Origin of the sequence: Vibrio ulleungensis, from assembly GCF_016900875.1 — a bacterium.
Classification (GTDB): Bacteria; Pseudomonadota; Gammaproteobacteria; order Enterobacterales; family Vibrionaceae; genus Vibrio; species Vibrio ulleungensis.
In genome coordinates this window covers 20,813-38,933 of the sequence record NZ_JAFEUM010000002.1, presented here as the reverse complement: position 1 = coordinate 38,933, position 18,121 = coordinate 20,813, and the positions used below count along the sequence as shown (strand labels likewise).

Sequence of the window (18,121 nt, the reverse complement as noted above, 5' to 3'; positions counted from 1 at the left end):
CCGTATAAACGGGGCGTTATTATTTACTCTTTTGACTCGCAATTCAAATTTAATAACATCAACTCGCGCATTGCGACCGAGAATTTTGCAAATTCATGTGTAGAACCGACCTTAAATTCATCCAACGTGCTCATCCAACGTGCTACTGGCTCTGAATTCGACTCAATCCAACATTCGATGACTTGTGCAACATCGTCAAAATTATCGATGCATTGACTTCGCAATACCTGGCTCGATAATTGTCTCTGTTGCCAATCTAAGTCCTCTCTAAATGCTGCCCTTGCTAGTGCTTGCCAATTGTTGTCGACCACTTTGTTATTGATCTGATTTAAGAACCAATGAAGTGACAGTCGATCACCTAACGTAAAGTAAAGTTTGGCAGCCACTTCTATTGAGTGACCGCACTCTTTAGCAACGATTGAGATATCAAAACTGCTGTACAACGACGATAAGCGCGATACGAAATGGGCAATATCAGCGGTCACCCCCTGCTGCTGCCAATTCTCGGCAACTTGCTCGTGCTCATTCACCTCAGTCTCGACTAAGAAGCGATCTAAATTAACCACAATTTTGTCGACATCGCCTTGGTACTGCTCAATGATTTCGACGACGGACAATTTATGCGAACGATTTCGTAATAGCCACTTAGCTAAGCGGCGTAAGACACGGCGAATGGTAAACAGCAGCTCATATTGTACTTCTGTAGAAATCACATTATCCAATCGGCGAATCTTTTCAATCCAATGTCCCATGCCAAACACATGCCTAGCTGCCGCATAAGCGTTGGCAATGTCGACAACTTTAGCTCCGGTCTCTTCTTGCAGGCGTGCAACAAAATTACACCCCATCTCATTGACTATTTGATTGGCTAACGCAGTAGCAACTATTTCTGCACGCAATGGGTGCGCCAACATGTTACGCTGTAACTCCTCGGTGCGTAATTTAGACGGGAAATAATTAGTCAATTGCGCCGCATGGTACTCATCACCCGCTACTTCATCACACGCCAACTGCTCTTTCAGCCCCATCTTGCCGTACGCCACCAATACAGACAGCTCTGGTCGGGATAATCCAATATTCGACTTTTCTCTTTCTGCAAAGTCTTCGTCATTAGGTAAATATTCTAATTGACGATCCAGTTGCCCGGATTTCTCAAGTTGATGAACGAATCGAAGTTGTTCTTTTACACCTGATGCGCCCAGTGTATCACTAATAGAAATCGACTCAGATTGGCAATAAGCATGCTCGAGCACAATTTGGCCGACTTCTTCTTCCATTTCTTCCAGTAAATGATTGCGCTGTTTCATTGTCATGTCGCCAGCAGCAACCACACTGTTTAGCAACACCTTTATATTTACTTCGTTATCAGAACTGTCTACGCCACCAACATTATCAACAAAATCAGTGTTTACACGACCACCGGTTAACGCGTATTCAATTCGCCCAAGTTGCGTGAGTCCTAAATTTCCCCCTTCACCAACAACTTTCGCTCTAAGCTCGTTACCGTTAATGCGTAGTGCGTCATTGGCGCGGTCGCCAACTTCCGAATCAGTCTCTGTGGATGCTTTCACGTAAGTACCGATCCCACCATTCCATAGCAGATCAACCTCCATTTTTAGAATCATTTGGATCAATTCGTTTGGAGACGCTTTGGTTTTGTCTGTACCTAACATTTGCTGGATCTCTACCGAGAGCGGGATCGATTTTGCTCTTCGAGAAAAGATCCCCCCACCCGTCGAGATCAACGCTTGATCATAATCTTCCCACGAAGATCGTGGCAGTTTGAACAAACGATCACGCTCGATCCAACTACTCGCAGAGTCCGGATTTGGATCGATAAAAATATGCATGTGGTTAAACGCCGCCTGCAGACGAATGTGTTTCGATAGCAACATGCCATTGCCAAATACATCCCCTGCCATATCACCGACACCCATTGCGGTAAAGTCAGTTGTTTGGCAGTTAATGCCAAGTTCTCTAAAGTGACGTTTTACCGACTCCCACGCACCTTTGGCTGTGATCCCCATAGCTTTGTGGTCATAACCGTTTGATCCTCCAGAGGCAAACGCGTCACCTAACCAAAAATTGTATTCTTCAGATACTGAGTTCGCGAGATCCGAAAATGTCGCTGTACCTTTATCGGCGGCAACCACGAAATAAGCGTCATCTTCATCGTGACGAACCACATTGGTTGGAGGTGTTAGTTCTCCTTGGACAAAATTGTCACTGAGATCCAATAGGCCCCGGATAAATTGCTTGTAACAGCGCTGCCCTTCAGCGAACACTTCATCACGAGTCTTAAATTTGTGCTGATGTTTACACACAAATCCGCCTTTAGCCCCTACTGGAACTATAACGGTATTTTTAACTTGTTGTGCTTTTACTAGACCCAACACTTCTGTTCTAAAGTCTTCTTGTCTGTCCGACCAACGCAAACCACCTCGAGCAACTTTACCGCCTCGTAGATGCACACCTTCAATGTCTGGCGAATACACAAAAATTTCAAATGCGGGAACAGGTTTCGGTATTTCTGGTATCTCGGCAGGTAATAGTTTAAGAGATAGCGAAGCTTTCGGTTGCCCGTTAAGAGTTTGATAATAATTCGTTCGAACCGTCGCAAGCATCATTTCACAATAGCGGCGAATGATTCTGTCATCATCCAAACTTTCGACTTCATTGAGCGCGGTATCGATCTGCTTTATGATCCGCTGCTGCTTGTTTTCTCGTTGACCTATATTTGGATCAAAGCGCACATGGAACAATTCGACCAGCAGATGAGCGATATCAGTATGATTAACTAATGTTTCTTCTATATAACTCTGGCTAAATGGGAAGCCGACTTGTCGCATGTAACGAGCGTAGGCACGTAAGATTGTAACTTCTCTCGCGTTAAGATCCGCACCAAGCACCAGTTGATTAAACCCATCATTTTCAAGTTGTCCGTTCCAAATGGCCGCGAACGCTTGTTGAAAACGATCTCTTGATTGCTCAAGATCAATCGCAGTATCAAACTTATGCAGCATCGAGAAGTCCAAGATCCAACTTGTTTCTCCATTGCCTCGCTCGATCTCGTAAGGAGACTCACCGATCACACGCAATCCTAAGTTTTCCAACATTGGCATCACGTCAGAAAGGTGCAATGGCTCATTCAAATTGTACAGTTTCAATCGAACGGCGTTCGAGCTACTGCGTTCTTCTTGTAATCGATAGAAAAGCATACCCAAACGTTGGTCATTGCTGAGTGCTTCAAGTTTTTGAATATCAGCGATTGCCGAACCAGGGAGCATCGCTTCTTTGTACGAACGCGGGAAGGCATGCATGTATTCTTTAGACAATGCCAGTCCGTCATTTTCGCCGTAGGTTGCTACAATGCTTTCTTTGAGACGATCGTCCCAGCTCGAAGAAGCTTCCATCAAATTCTGCTCAATCAATTTTACGTCCACATCCATGCTGTTATCGTCAACACGCACGATGTAGTGCGTGCGCGCAAGTGGGCTTTCCGAGAAGTAAGTTGTAAACTCTACCGTTTTTTGTGTGCCAAAATAACGACTTAACACCTTTTGCGTCTGCTTACGCAACTCTGTGTTGTACCGGTCTTTGGTCACATACACCATACAACTGAGGAATCGTCCAAATGGGTCTTTACGTACAAACACTCGGATTAAATCGCGATCTTGCATTTGCACCACGCCCATTCCAGTGTCCAGCAACTCTTTTTCTTTGGCTTGGAGTAGCTCGTCACGTGGGTAGTTTTCTAGGATGTTATTTAACGCTTTGTAGGAATACGATCCAACTAAGTATCCGCTAGACTCAAGGATCCTAGAGACTTTTTCTTTAACCAAAGGAATATTTGCCACGCTTTGGTTGTACACCGCAGATGTATACAGACCAGTAAAGCGATGCTCACCAATCACCTTACCCTTGCCATCAAAGATCTTTATTCCGATGTAATCGGTGTAAGCTGGTCTATGGATCCGCGAGGGTTTATTGCCTTTGGTTAAGATCAGCAAATAAGGTTTGCGAGCTTCGCTTCGTGCAGCAGCCGAGAACTCAGACAGCTTGACCGCCCTTACTCGTTTAGGCTCGCTAAACAGCCCTAAACCATTTTCCTCGGTTGGCGTCAACGCCGTTTCATCTGACTCTTTTAAAAGTCGAAACTCTTTGTACCCCATAAAGGTAAAATTATGATCACTTAACCAGCGAAGGAAGCTCACCGTCTCGGCGACATGTTGATTGTCGATATTGACGTTTTCGGTATATGTCTCAACCTCGGTGATCACTTCTTGCAAACGATCCGCCATCGGTTGCCAATCTCTAACCACAAGATCAGTATCGGCGATAATTTCATTCAACTCTTGCTCCAAGGCCTGCATCGAATGTTTGTCATTCATTTTGTCGACTTCTATATGGAATATCGAATGCTTGAATCCTTGAGAATTTTTGTCGATGTCCGTTATCGCACCCTCTTCGTATTGAATAACCGTTGGGCCATGAAGCATGAGATGCGAAGTTATGTCTAATCGTGCCAAACACATTTTGATAGAGTCGACCAAAAACGGTTGGTCAGGCATGACAATTTCAACAATGGTATGGGTAGACTTCCAACCGTGGTGTGCCACCGTTGGATTAAATACTTTTACAGAAGGCTGTGCATTTGGTGTATCTGACAGATGTTTCCATATACTGACAATCGCACCGTACAAATCTGATTCATTACGCTGTAACAAATCATCGTGTGAGATATTACTGAATAGATGCTTTGCGAGCTTTAAGACGAGCGGACTCTGCTCATCATCAATTTTTGTTGCTATTAGGTGATAAACTTTTTCAAGTAGGACAGGAACTAGGGTTTCACGTGCAGGCATATTACGCTCCACTAAATCTTTATCTTTTATTGTAGGCAAATCAACACAATGTCGATAACAATATTGTAATGGGTTTATTGCCTAAACGTTAGATTTTTGTGGGGTGCTAATAGGTGAATATTTGGGAATGTGACCGAGGTGCTAAATATCTATCTTTGTAGTGAAGGTTCTATAGCCTTTCCAACCGAACAAACTTATTGTTCTGGTCAATAATAAGGCGAAAGCGTCCAAAAACACCGTTAGGAAGTAAATAAGGTTGCAATCGCATCACTGGAATTTGCACGCGACTTCCCTCGTCCGTTAGAACGATCACGTGTTTTACACTGCCGGCGTACGCCAGTTTAAATTCCTGTGGAGTGAGGCTGATTGAAAAGTGAAACTGTTTCATTACTATCGCGTGTTTAATCATTAAAAAAGTAAGAGGAGCATTCACTCCCCTTACCCATTTCTATACCAACCAAAGCAATGACCGAATCATTCTTGCTCGTTACAATCACTGATAACGGCGTTAAAGATAATGTTGGTAGAACAACTATCTACGGCAATCTTTACCTTGCTATCAGCGATTTTCCTTCGCGTTTATCTGACCAGCTAATTGCTTCGATTGGTATTAGTCCAGCCTAGAACTATGCCAGTGCACTGGTGACTTTTTCAAACAAGTCTGCCGCTAAACCATCCATGCCACGAAGTTTTTCAAGTTCACGTTTCATCAAATCTTGGCGCGTAGCATCAAAGCGTTTGAATTTAAGCAACGGATCAATCAGTCGAGACGCTACCTGCGGGTTGATGGTATTCATTTGCGCGATGATCTCGCCAGCAAATTGGTAACCGGAACCATCGATTGCATGAAAGTTAACAGGGTTTGCATTGAAAAAACTGCTCATCAAACTTCGAGTGCGGTTAGGGTTTTTTAAGCTAAACGCACTGTGCGTCATAGCGTGCTTGATTCCTTGTAACGCAGTCGAACTTGGATTAGACCCTTGCAGCATAAACCACTTATCCATGACCAAACCATCGTGCGACCATTCGGAACTAAATTGCTCCATTAAGCCTTCTCGCACAGTCAATGACGCACTGTTAGCACAATATAGTGCAGCGGTTTTGTCGGTCATGTTGTTCGCATTGTCATAATGCGCCTTCACGGTCTCGCCATACTTTGGCAAATACGCTAGGTAACTTAGACTTAGATTTCGTAGCGCACGTTTACCAATACTCGAGTGAGAAATATCGTAATTGTGCTGCACCAAACTGTGGTACATCGCACTGAATTCATCTTCAAGCTCACTGGCCAATTGCACTTTCATGCTTTTCAGCACAGACGCTATTGCATCAACATTGACCGTCTCAAACCATCCAGACACTTCATTGTGTGATGGAATTGTGAGTACCTCGCTAATAAATGCAGGATCTAGATCCGGGTTGAGTAAGATACCTCTAAATGCATCAAGCACATCCTGACTTAAGGCAAATTCTGCTTGCTTAGCATATGCCTCGACACCTAACTTAATGTATTTTGCCAGCAACATCTGTCCCGCATCCCACTTTGCAAACGCGTTTGTCGCGTGATTGAGCAAGGTAACGAGTTGCGAATCGGAATAATCATATTCCAGTTTAACGGGCGCAGAAAATTCACGAAGCAATGACGGGATTGGCGCTGCATCGATATTTTCAAAGACGAAGGATTGAGACTCTTCAGTAACACTAAGTACATTGTCCACCACCTGGCCATTTATCACCATTGGTATGATCTCACCAGTCGATGAGTAAAGCTCAACATCAAATGGGATATGCAATGGGCGTTTGGTTTGCTGATCTTGAGTCGACGGTGTCGTTTGACTCACCGTTAGCGTAAAGCTTTTCGATTGTTCATCAAAGCGACTGGTGACCGAAAGTTGCGGTGTCCCACTCTGACTATACCAAAGACTAAACTGAGACAAATCTACGCCAGATGCATCTTGCATCGCAGCAACAAAATCGTCGCACGTCGCCGCAGTACCATCATGACGTTCGAAGTAAAGTTTGATCCCTTTTTGGAAACGAGCCTCACCCAACAACGTATGCATCATACGGATCACTTCACTGCCTTTCTCATACACCGTTAAGGTGTAAAAGTTATTCATCTCAATCACTTTTTCAGGGCGAATTGGATGTGACATTGGGCTAGCATCTTCAGCAAATTGCGGTCCACGCATGGTGCGAACGTTCGAAATACGATTGACAGCGCGAGAGCCAAGATCAGATGAGAACTCTTGATCACGAAATACTGTTAAGCCTTCTTTTAAACTTAGTTGGAACCAGTCACGGCACGTCACGCGGTTGCCCGTCCAGTTGTGGAAATATTCGTGGCCAATAACGCGTTCGATGTCGAGGTAATCGGCGTCGGTGGCGGTATTGTTATTCGCGAGCACAAATTTGGAGTTAAAGACGTTTAGCCCTTTGTTTTCCATCGCCCCCATATTAAAGAAGTCGACGGCAACAATCATGTAAATGTCGAGGTCATACTCCAGATCGAATCGTTCTTCATCCCATTTCATTGAGTTTTTCAAAGACAGCATGGCATGAGGTGTACGATCCAAATTGCCTTTATCCACAAATATTTCTAGGTCAACTTTGCGACCAGAGCGCGTAACGAAAACGTCGCGATCAACATCAAAATCACCGGCGACAAGCGCAAACAGATAACTTGGTTTGGGATGCGGGTCATTCCATTTAACCCAGTGGCGACCATTGTCTAAATCACCAGCGTCGATTTTGTTACCATTGCTGAGTAAGTAGGGGTACGCTTTTTTGTCGGCTTCAATGGTTGTAGTGTAAATTGCCAATACGTCCGGTCGGTCTAGGAAATACGTAATTCGGCGAAAACCTTCTGCTTCACATTGAGTGCAGTAAGCACCCTCAGATTTATACAACCCTTCCAACGCGGTATTACTCACAGGGTCAATTTCTGTTTCAATGGTAAGAGTGAACTCTTTAGGAAGGGAAAAAATGTCTAGAACGCCTTCCTTTTTCTCGAAATCAGAATGCTCAACATCGTTCACTAGCAATTTAACTAAATTAAGCTGCTCACCAACCAATGACAAAGTATTACTTTCACCATTTTGGGTAACCGTTGAGGTGGCAATAACGCGAGTCTGCTCTTCATTTAAATTGAAGTAGAGTTCGGTTTTTTGAATAAGGTGTGATGGCGCTTGGTAATCTTTGCGGTACTTCGCTTGAGGTTTGTTTTCGTTTGACTGAGTGGTCATTCTATTTCCTAAACACTTGTTTCCATACAATACCCTTATTGATAAGGGCATTCTGTTATAAATTCAAGCTTTAACAATAAAAAAGCGAGGCATAGCCACCGCTATACCTCGCACTCTGTCTGTAAATCAATCAATTATTAAAACATCATGTCATTTCACTCTATTTAGTACCGCAAACATGTCGCTTTCTTCACCCTCTAAAGTTAGCTGGTCATCTTGAAGCGTAAAGGTTGACTCATGTTCGCCGTTTTCGTAGAGCAGAATCAATTGATCGTTTTCAATGTAGTAGACACCATGATGTACAGATTGAGCACCACTGTCATTGCTCGAGCGGAACAAGAAAACAAAATCAGGTTGTAAAACCAGATCCATTTTCGACACATTGCTCGCTAAAAGATCCTCTCCGGACAAACTTTCACTGGTCCAAATGCCCGCCATTTCTTTGTTTAACAATTTATAGAAGGTAATTCCGTTCAGTAACAGTCTGTTGTGACTGATCTTATATTCGTAATATTGAGGAACATCAGTATTGAGCCCGAGAACAATAGCTTCATCACCGACACTGTAACTGCCTGACCACTGGTCGACACTATAGTCGCGCTTTTGAATCTGAATTAAGAAATCGAAATTAGAAGTAAATGAAAGGCGAATGGTTCTAAAATCGTCATTACCGTTGTCTACATTAGGGTTAAGTAAGTACCAATCACCCAACAAAAAGGGATAGTCAAACGTATTACGGTTATTTTCAGCGGCGCTAGAAAAAGATACCAGCGTCAAAACGATTGATATAAAAAACGCATTAAAGGCTCTATGCATAGATCCCCCTCACCCGATTTACTGTAGTAAGCTTGGTTTATATATACGTGTTTCGCAATTTTTTGGATCAATATCACACTTTGGGGTTATCTACACCACCTGGTACAAAGGGAGCCGTTCTTTATACATTTCCCGCTTTATCTCCATTGTCACCTACTCGAAAATGCCTAATGAACAAGCAAAAAAAAGCCCTTAACCTAAGTTAAGGGCTTATTTCAATCAGCCATATTGCAATGCTAATTACGCTTTAATCATATCTAACATTATGCTGACGGTTTCATCTAAATATGGATCCGGCGCTTCATAGTCATCAGGTACATCGTCAAGCGAAGCAAAGGGCTCTTGCTCTTCTAATGCACGTCGTTGATTGATTCGTTTTAGTCGAAGATCTTCTTCACCATCATCCTCGGCATTGCGTGCCTCTAGATTTAGTGAAAGAACATTGTTCTCTTTCTTGGCTTTGTAATCTTCGATATCTTCAGCGATAAACTGAAATTCCAAATCATCTGCGATACGCGCCTGGTGCTGCGTGGTCAACGATTGGATTTGCTGAGAACGATCTGCAAGCACTTGATATTTAGCAGCGTCAATCTGATCCCAAGGCAATGCATTATCTTCTACGCTTTCACCGGTTTCAGCAGGATCGATCGCTGTCGGATAAGCAATATCAGGAACGACACCTCGATTTTGAGTACTGCCACCATTGATCCGATAGAATTTTTGGATAGTGTATTGCACGTACCCTAATTCTTTGTCGAATAAATCGTAGATGTGATTCAAAGAGCGATGCTGCTGAACAGTACCTTTACCAAAGCTATTTTCCCCTACAACAATTGCTCGACCGTAATCTTGAAGAGCTGCGGCAAAAATTTCAGAGGCTGATGCACTGTATCGATTGACCAGAATCGTCAATGGACCGTCATAACTTATGGTATTGCCATTGTCGGCATTCACCGTCACTCGTCCATAGCTATCTCTAACTTGAACAATAGGACCTTGGGTAATAAATAAGCCAGACAGTGCTGTTGCTTCTGACAATGCCCCGCCACCATTGTTACGTAGATCAACAATAATACCGTCGACATTATCGTTCTTCAGCTCACTGATTAGCGCATCGGTATCTTTAGCCAAGCCGACATAAAAACTTGGTACTTCTAAAACACCAAACTTTTTACCATCTTTTTCAATGACTTCCGATTTTACAGCTCGGTCTTCTAAACGTATCTTGTCACGAACAATAGTGACAGTGTGACTTTTTGCGTCATTACCTTCAGGTAAAATTTGCAGGTTAACTTTGGTGCCTTTAGGCCCTTTAATTAACGCAACCACATCGTCCAGTCGCCAACCAATGACATCAACAACATCTTTGCCATCTTGGCCGACACCGATGATTCTATCACCTTCGTTTAAAGCTTTACTGTTTGACGCTGGACCACCAGCAACCAATGAACGAATGACAGTGTAATCGTCGGTCATTTGTAAAACTGCGCCAATACCTTCAAGCGACAAATTCATCTCTGCCTGGAAAGTTTCAGCATTACGTGGGGATAAGTAACTCGTATGTGGATCCACTTCACGCGCAAATGCATTCATGTACAACTGAAAAGCATCTTCGCTTTGAGACTGAGTCAAACGTTTCATTGCGTTGTTATAGCGCTTGGTGAGAACGTCTTTGATCTCTTCCCACTCTTTTCCGGCCAAAGCCAAATTCAACGCGTCATACTTAACTCGTTGTTGCCACAACTCATCAATATCGGCTTGACTGGTTGGCCATGAAGCTTCAGAGCGATCCAGTTCAATCGTCTCATCGCCATCAAAGGTGATTTCATTATCTAACAAGGATAATGCGTACTGAAAGCGCTCAAAACGTTTTTGCATCGACAAGTTGTAGATGTCAAAAGCGACTTTGTTTGTACCACTTTTTAACTCATCATCAAGTGTCGTAGATTGCTCTGCAAACGACTCGATGTCAGCCTCAGTAAAGATACTGCGATTGTAGTCGAGCATGTCGATGTAACGATTGAAAATTCGAATTGAAAATTCGTCATCGAGACTAAAATGCTTGTAATGAGATCGAGTAAACCTTGAGGTTACACGCTTGGCCGCAGTCTGATGTTGTGCTTCTGGTGAAAGGATCGGAAGGTCTGACTTTGACAGCTCAGACTCAACCGCATAACTACTCGCAGCCAAAAACAAACTGGCTGCGATCATAGTACGCTTAAAACGAATTTTCATCAGTGAGAATTACTCCGCTAGGCGCGTAAATGCTCCGTTTTAACAACCATTTGAAGGCCGTTGTTTAACTGAACACGTACGTCATCCTTGTTGACTTCTACGATTGTCGCTGGCATATCACCTTTGCCCATGTTCACATGAACGGTTTTACCAGCAACAACATCCTTTTGCTCCATTGGTGAACGAGTCACTTCTGGTTTTTTCTCTTGCTTAGGCTTGTTCTTACGTGGTTTGTTCTTTTTTGGTTCAGCGTTCGCAGTACGATTTTCTTGTTTCGCCTTAACCGCTTTCTCTTTACGGCGTTCAACGACTCGAGCTTTGCTTTCTGCTAGAGCTTTTTTCGCATGTTCTACGTGCTCTTCTTCAAGTACACCACTGTCGTTGCCATCAAGGTCAACACGAATGGCACCTGCTTTAACGCCATGTAAGTAGCGCCAAGAAGAAGTGTATTTGCGAAGCGCCTGACGAAGTTGCGTCTTGCTTACTTTTGGATCTTTATCCAATCGCTCAGCAAGGTCTTGAAAAATACCAATTTTTAAAGGTTTCGCTTCGCCCTCTAAAGTAAAGCACTTAGGGAAGCATTCAGCAACATAAGCGATAACTTCGTTGGTAGTTTTCAATTTATCTGTGTTTTCCATTTTGGATCCTGGTAACTCTCGTTGCGCATTTTTATTTAAAATCTGGGCTGTATTATAGAGAGAAAGGAATCAAAAACCACCGTCATCAGTGTGTTTAAGTAGAATTAATTACACTTCTCTTGAAAAACGCCTTAGATGTTGGACAAAGTTTCACCAACTCGAGTGATAAAGTGCTGCAGACCTTGTTCGTCATCTTCAGTAAAGCGATTGTAATTTGGAGAGTCTATATCGAGTACCCCGATGCATTCACCATTGACCCATAGCGGCAGGACGATTTCTGAGTTACTCGCGGCATCACAAGCGATGTGCCCTTCAAATTGATGGACATCGGCAATACGTTGAATACTTTGCGTAGCATATGCAGTCCCACATACCCCTTTACCAGGCTCAATTCTTACACACGCAGGTTTACCTTGGAATGGTCCCAGCACTAATTGCTCACTGCTCTCTTCAAACAGATAAAAACCCACCCAATTAATGTCGGCAAGAGCCATATCCAATATGGCTGACAAGTTAGATAGGTTAGCGACTAAATTAGTTTCGCCTTCTGTAAGTGCGACAGCTTGTGCCGTAATACTGCTATAATCAGTTCTTTCCATGATGACTTTAATTCTCTTACATCTGCTTGATTTAATAATTGTTTTGTTGCATTTTTTGACAAATAGGTTCGCACCATTGTCAAAGCACTATACACTGAGAGTGTGATAATCAATATCTGGGTACTAATGAGTGAGTTTTCAAGCCTCTACATCATTGAAATCGCAAACTCGAGTTTGCCAGCACTGCGATCTTGCGGTGGAATGGTTATCGCTGCCTGAACAACAGAGTGCGTATTGCCCACGCTGCAATACTCAGCTTTATCGAGGAAAATCCATAAATGTTGCAGGCAACCTCCCTCTAGCGATTGCCTGCGCAGTGCTATTCTACCCAGCTCTTTTCGAACCTTTTTTATCCATTCGTTTAATTGGTGAATGGATAACTGCCAGCTTATGGGGTGGCGTCGCTGCACTGTATCACGATGGCTTTACAAGTCTGGCGCTGTTTGTAGGGTTAACCACCATAATTACTCCAGCTGTTGTTCTTGTTGCCACCTTTATGGCTGAGTGGGCAATTCGGTATCGAAGTCGTCGCTGGTTGAAACGTAGCTTAACCGCTATTCAATGGTTCAAGCATTGGATGATGTTGGATGTTTTTTTAATCTCCATCGCCATTTCGGCCTTCAAACTTCAAGATTACTCCGATCTCTACTTTCGCCATGGACTATTATTTCTCGCCCTTTTGCAGATTCTCATTCTCTTGCTCATTACACGTTTAAGCAGTCGTCGGTATTGGGAAGTGTTTGAAACGCGACATGCCGACTTTTCACATGAACACAGTAGCGTCACCGTAGCCGAGCACAGTAGCGAAGCGATCCTAGTTGATTGCCCACATTGCCACTTAACCCAATCAGCACATGGGCATTGTGAGCGATGTGAAAGTCTCATTAAGCCCAGTAACGACTATAAAATGGTCCGCAACACTTGGGGATTCCTGCTTATCGCAACAGTCGCCATCGTTCCGGCGAATCTCATCCCCATTTCGATTCTCTTTACAAACGGGCAACGGTTAGAAGATACGATCTTATCGGGGATCGCCTCGCTCATTGAGAATGATATGCCCGGTATTGCGGCCATTATCTTTATTGCCAGTATCATCGTGCCGATTTTTAAGATCATTGGCATTGCATACATATTGTTAGCCATTCAGTTTGATCGACAACGATTTCATCGACAACGAATGACTATTTACTTTGCCGTCAAATGGATTGGGAAGTGGTCTATGATGGACATCCTTGTGATCGCCATCATGCTGACATTGGTCGACCGTGGACAAATTCTTAACTTCACACCCGGTCTAGGCGCTATTGCTTTTGCCGTCGTGGTATTTTTTACTATGCTGGCAACCGAATCTCTCAAGCCCAATCTCATTTGGCGTAATATCAATGAAAAGGTGAATCAATGACCACTCCTGCCAACCACTCTCCCGCGAAACCTACGCTTCGTAAAGACCGTGGTATGTCACCGGTTTGGATAATTCCAGCACTGACACTCATCCTTGCAGGTTGGTTTGTCACCAAAGCCATTCAAGAGGCTGGCCAACAGGTACAAATTTATTTTGAAGACGCCCAGGGCCTGATTGCAGGCCGCACAGCGATTCGATATCAAGGTCTAGAAATAGGCATGGTCCGTGACATCAATCTTGCGGACGATCTAAGCCAGATTTATGTCGATGCCGATATATACCCCGAAGCGACTAAATTACTCGGTGAGGATACTCAGTTTTGGTTAGTGAAACCTTCAGCGTCAATTTCTGGTGTGACTGGACTAGATGCCCTTGTTTCAGGTAACTACATATCCATTTTGCCGAGTAGTGAGCCAGAAAAACTTAAAGAGTATGTCTATACCGCACTGAGTGAGCGCCCTAGCGACGCATTATTGAAACAAGGTTTGCCTATTGAATTGGTGTCACGGGATTTAGGCTCGATCAATATTGGCTCTAAAATACTGTACAAAAAAATCCCTATTGGCGAAGTATACAACTATGAGCTCGATAGGCAATCCAAAGACATCCATATTGATGCGGTCATTTACCCACGCTATCAAAACCTCATTAATCAAAATAGTCGATTCTGGAATGTCAGCGGTATCCGAACGTCATTTGGCCTAGATGGTGTCGATATTAAAATGGAGTCTCTATCTGCACTGATCAGTGGTGCCATTGCCGTCGATCTACCTGAAGAAGGCGACGACATAGAAGCCAAACACAGTTTTAAGCTATTTCCTGATGTAGAAACAGCCGGTCGAGGAATATCGATTACTATTGCCCTGCCCGAATCTCACGGTATAGCTAACAATGGCGCCTCCCTGCTATTCAAAGGTTTAGAGATTGGTGTGATCAATAACGTTTATTTGTCGGAAGACCGCGAGCAAATTTTTGCTAAGGCTACCGTCGAGCCTATGTTTGCTGATTTACTCAATACAGGCTCAAGTTGGGTGATTGAAGAAGCAAAATTGTCGGTGACCAAACTAGAAAATCTAGCCAACTTAATAAAAGGCAATCATTTAAGTTTGATTGCGGGAGAAGGTGAAAAAGCAAGACGTTTTGTTGCTATTCGTCAAAATGAACTCAGCGTCCAAACGAACAACGCGCAGCTTATCACTCTTATTGCAGATCAAAGCTTTGGCTTATCCAGTGGCTCCCCACTCGTCTACAAAGGTATTCAGGTTGGAGAAGTGAGTACCGTCTCATTAACCGGCAACGAAGTCGCTATCGAAGTATTGGTAGAAAAAGAGTTCTCGTCTTTAATTAAGAACGGCAACCGTTTTTACCTTAACTCGCAAATATCAGCACAATTTGCCGATGGTGCGCTGAATGTAGACATACCGCCTGTCCCCCAATTGCTCGCGGGATCGATCAGTTTTACCAGTCAGGGAACCTCTTCGGATAAAAATCAATTTACACTGTATCAGAACCAGCAATTGGCAGAGCTTGCAAATTATGGCGCTATTGGCCTACAAAAAGTACAGCTACTAAGCAGTACATTGCCTTCTGTCAGTGTCGGAAGCCCACTACTGTATCGCAATTTGCCTGTTGGGCAGGTGAAATCGTATCAACTGACAGACCAAGGGATGGTGGTCGATCTGTTGGTGGATAAAAACTATCAACATCTCATTAAAGACAGCACCGTATTTTGGACTCACTCTGGCGTAACCGTTGATGCCTCGCTCGCAGGTGTATCCATTGAAGCGCAACCACTTAGCAAGCTGTTACAAGGGGCCATAGCCTTTGACAACGGGCCACAAATCAGCAATAAGACCGGGCGTTATTACACACTTTTCGATAGCTACAAGACTGCGGTAAGTTATGGGACAACCGTAGAGTTAACTTCTGGCGTGGCGAACAATATAAACGTGGGAACAGCAATTCACTACCAAAGTGTTCAGGTTGGCGAAGTCACTCAGATGCACCCCAACTTTAATACTGGCTTAATCACCTATACGGCGCGACTTTACCCTGAGTACGCTCGTGCCTTGGCAACCAAAGGCACTCGCTATACAGTAAGACAGCCACAAATCAGTTTTGAAGGCGTTAAAAACTTATCCGCGGCCATAGTGCCTGTTATCGATGTTACCCCTGCAGAGAGCAGCGCCAAGCAGTTGAAATTTGACCTTGATTACACTAGCAAGGAGCAACAAACTACGCAGTATGTACTGCAAACGCCGCACAGAAGCTCAGTAAACATAGGCACTCCAGTTCATTTTAGAAACCTTACTGTCGGCCAAGTCGTCGATGTTGAGCTTGGTTCGCTGTCTGACCGAATACTAATTACTGTTGAAGTCTCAAACGAATTCACCTACCTGATCCGCAGCAACACCTATTTCTGGAATGAATCGGGGTTGGATGTCTCTATTGGACTTAGTGGTGCAAACATTAAAGCGGGCACAATCGACAGTATCATTAACGGTGGGATCGCATTTGCTACACCAGACGAAGCTTTGAGACCCGTTGCCAAAGAAAACAGCAGCTTTATTTTGCATCCTCAAGCTGATCCAAAATGGCTAGCGTGGCGCACCGCGATACCTAAGCCTTAGCACTACCAACAATCAGCATCCACCACTTAATCGCACAAGGTGACTAAGTGGTGGTTTGGCATCGATAAACTCAGTACACTACTGCCAATACTGCTAGATTCCAGAGATATATTGTGCACGCTAACGTTTTTATTCCTGATGCCTACATAGACCTAATTGAAACTCAACTCGCTTCTAAAGTTGAACTCGAATCATTTATTCAAGCTTGTCAAAAACCCTTAAGAAAAAGTATTCGCGTTAACACGCTTAAAATTAGTGTTGAAGAGTTTGCTCTTATTGCCAAACAACACGGCTGGAACTTAACGCCAATTCCGTGGTGTGAAGAAGGGTTCTGGATTGAGGCTGATGAAAGTGAGCGAGCGCTGGGCAATAGTATCGAGCACATGACAGGCCTATTTTATATCCAAGAAGCCAGTTCGATGATGCCGCCAGTTGCTTTGTTTAACAATCTAACAGAGCCTACACGAGTGCTCGACATGGCGTCTGCCCCTGGTTCTAAGTCAACTCAGCTAGCGGTGTATATGAACAATCAAGGCGCCTTAGTATCTAACGAACTCTCTGCTTCTCGAATCAAGATATTGCACCACAACCTAGAGCGTTGCGGTGTTCTTAATCACGCAATCACGCATTTTGATGCTACGGTATTTGGCGAATATTGTTTTGAGCAGTTTGACGCGATTTTGTTGGATGCTCCGTGCTCCGGCGAAGGTGCTATTCGTAAAGATGAGCACGCAATGGCAAACTGGAGTCTATCTTCAACTAGCGATATTGCTGAGCTACAGAAGCGGTTAATCGAGAGTGCCTTTTATGCGCTAAAACCTGGTGGCAGCTTGGTCTATTCGACCTGCACCCTCAACCACCTAGAAAACCAAGACGTTGTTGAACACGCACTACAAACGTTCGCATCGAGTATCCGTATAGACGACCTCACAACCCTGTTTGACGGTGCTAGCCGCTCTGCCACGGTAAATGGTGCGCTACACGTTTACCCGCACCATTACGACAGCGAAGGTTTCTTTGTTGCTAAGCTAACTAAAACAGCCAGCATTGCAGCGCCAAAATCGAGTAAGAAGCGAGGCAAATTTCCCTTTGAACGATGCAGTAAGAAAACCGTACTAGACACGCGCGAACGCCTGACAACTGAACTAAAACTCGACATTAACTTGAATCAATTGGATCTTTGGCAGCGAGACAAAGAGCTTTGGCTATTTCCCACAGAGATCGCGCCCCTACTAGACTGTGTTCGCTTTCAACGAATTGGCAGTAAACTAGGTGAGCTGCACAAAAAAGGCATCAAATGGTCTGCGCAAACGGTAGTGAGCCTTGCACAAAATAGTCACTTAACGGGCATAGAGCTAACGTCTGCAGAATTATCGCAGTGGTATCAAGGACAAGATATAAGGCCCAGCGAGGCCACGATAGGGAAAGGCTCTGTATTTGTTTTGCACAATGGAAAGCCCATCGGGTTAGGCAAATGGGTTGGCAATCGTATTAAAAATGGATTGCCACGAGAACTGGTTCGAGACGGTATATCATTCTAACCAAGCCTGATAAATGGCATTCTTAGCAGCCTGTACTAAAATAAAAGCATTGATTAGCGCAGGCTCTGAAAAAGAGCCATTCCCCTAAGCCCAGAACAGGATAAGTTCTGGGCTCTTTTTTGGGTAAAAAAAACACCCTGTTGAGTGCAG

At 43.9% G+C, this 18,121-nt stretch carries 10 protein-coding genes; 3 read left to right on the top strand and 7 right to left on the bottom strand.

Annotated features, from left to right (window positions below; all coding sequences use genetic code 11):
* Window positions 1-23: 23 nt before the first annotated feature.
* From JQC93_RS05130 to JQC93_RS05100, 7 genes are all read right to left on the bottom strand, one after another.
* Window positions 24-4,865, bottom strand: a complete 4,842-nt coding sequence (locus JQC93_RS05130) for an NAD-glutamate dehydrogenase (RefSeq protein WP_205157423.1) — start codon at window positions 4,863-4,865, stop codon at window positions 24-26.
* A 169-nt stretch (window positions 4,866-5,034) separates the two neighbouring features.
* Window positions 5,035-5,253, bottom strand: coding sequence for a DUF2835 family protein (locus JQC93_RS05125; protein ID WP_205157422.1), 219 nt, complete (start codon window positions 5,251-5,253; stop codon window positions 5,035-5,037).
* 238 nt (window positions 5,254-5,491) lie between these two features.
* Entirely contained in the window at window positions 5,492-8,110 is a 2,619-nt protein-coding gene (pepN, locus tag JQC93_RS05120) for an aminopeptidase N (RefSeq protein WP_205157421.1), read from the bottom strand.
* 150 nt (window positions 8,111-8,260) lie between these two features.
* On the bottom strand, window positions 8,261-8,926 hold the full coding sequence (locus tag JQC93_RS05115; protein ID WP_205157420.1) for a hypothetical protein: 666 nt from the start codon (window positions 8,924-8,926) through the stop codon (window positions 8,261-8,263).
* 240 nt (window positions 8,927-9,166) lie between these two features.
* Window positions 9,167-11,161: a carboxy terminal-processing peptidase gene (gene prc, locus JQC93_RS05110; RefSeq protein WP_205157419.1), complete on the bottom strand. Its 1,995-nt coding sequence runs from the start codon at window positions 11,159-11,161 to the stop codon at window positions 9,167-9,169.
* Window positions 11,162-11,178: 17 nt separating this feature from the next.
* The gene (proQ, locus tag JQC93_RS05105; RefSeq protein WP_205157418.1) at window positions 11,179-11,799 is read right to left on the bottom strand and encodes an RNA chaperone ProQ; all 621 of its coding nucleotides are present in this window, start codon (window positions 11,797-11,799) and stop codon (window positions 11,179-11,181) included.
* Window positions 11,800-11,930: 131 nt separating this feature from the next.
* Window positions 11,931-12,398, bottom strand: coding sequence for a GAF domain-containing protein (locus tag JQC93_RS05100; RefSeq protein WP_205157417.1), 468 nt, complete (start codon window positions 12,396-12,398; stop codon window positions 11,931-11,933).
* Between the two features lie 130 nt (window positions 12,399-12,528).
* Between JQC93_RS05100 and JQC93_RS05095 the strand changes: the two genes are divergently transcribed.
* The 3 genes from JQC93_RS05095 (at window position 12,529) to rsmF (ending at window position 17,971) form a co-directional block, all read left to right on the top strand.
* Complete coding sequence (locus tag JQC93_RS05095) at window positions 12,529-13,800, top strand: paraquat-inducible protein A (protein ID WP_205157416.1); 1,272 nt, start codon at window positions 12,529-12,531, stop codon at window positions 13,798-13,800.
* Window positions 13,797-16,430, top strand: coding sequence for a PqiB family protein (locus JQC93_RS05090; protein WP_205157415.1), 2,634 nt, complete (start codon window positions 13,797-13,799; stop codon window positions 16,428-16,430). Before JQC93_RS05095 ends, JQC93_RS05090 begins: the two co-directional genes overlap by 4 nt.
* Before the next feature lie 113 nt (window positions 16,431-16,543).
* A complete protein-coding gene (rsmF, locus tag JQC93_RS05085; protein ID WP_205157414.1) occupies window positions 16,544-17,971 on the top strand; it encodes a 16S rRNA (cytosine(1407)-C(5))-methyltransferase RsmF in 1,428 nt (475 codons plus the stop codon).
* Window positions 17,972-18,121 lie beyond the last annotated feature (150 nt).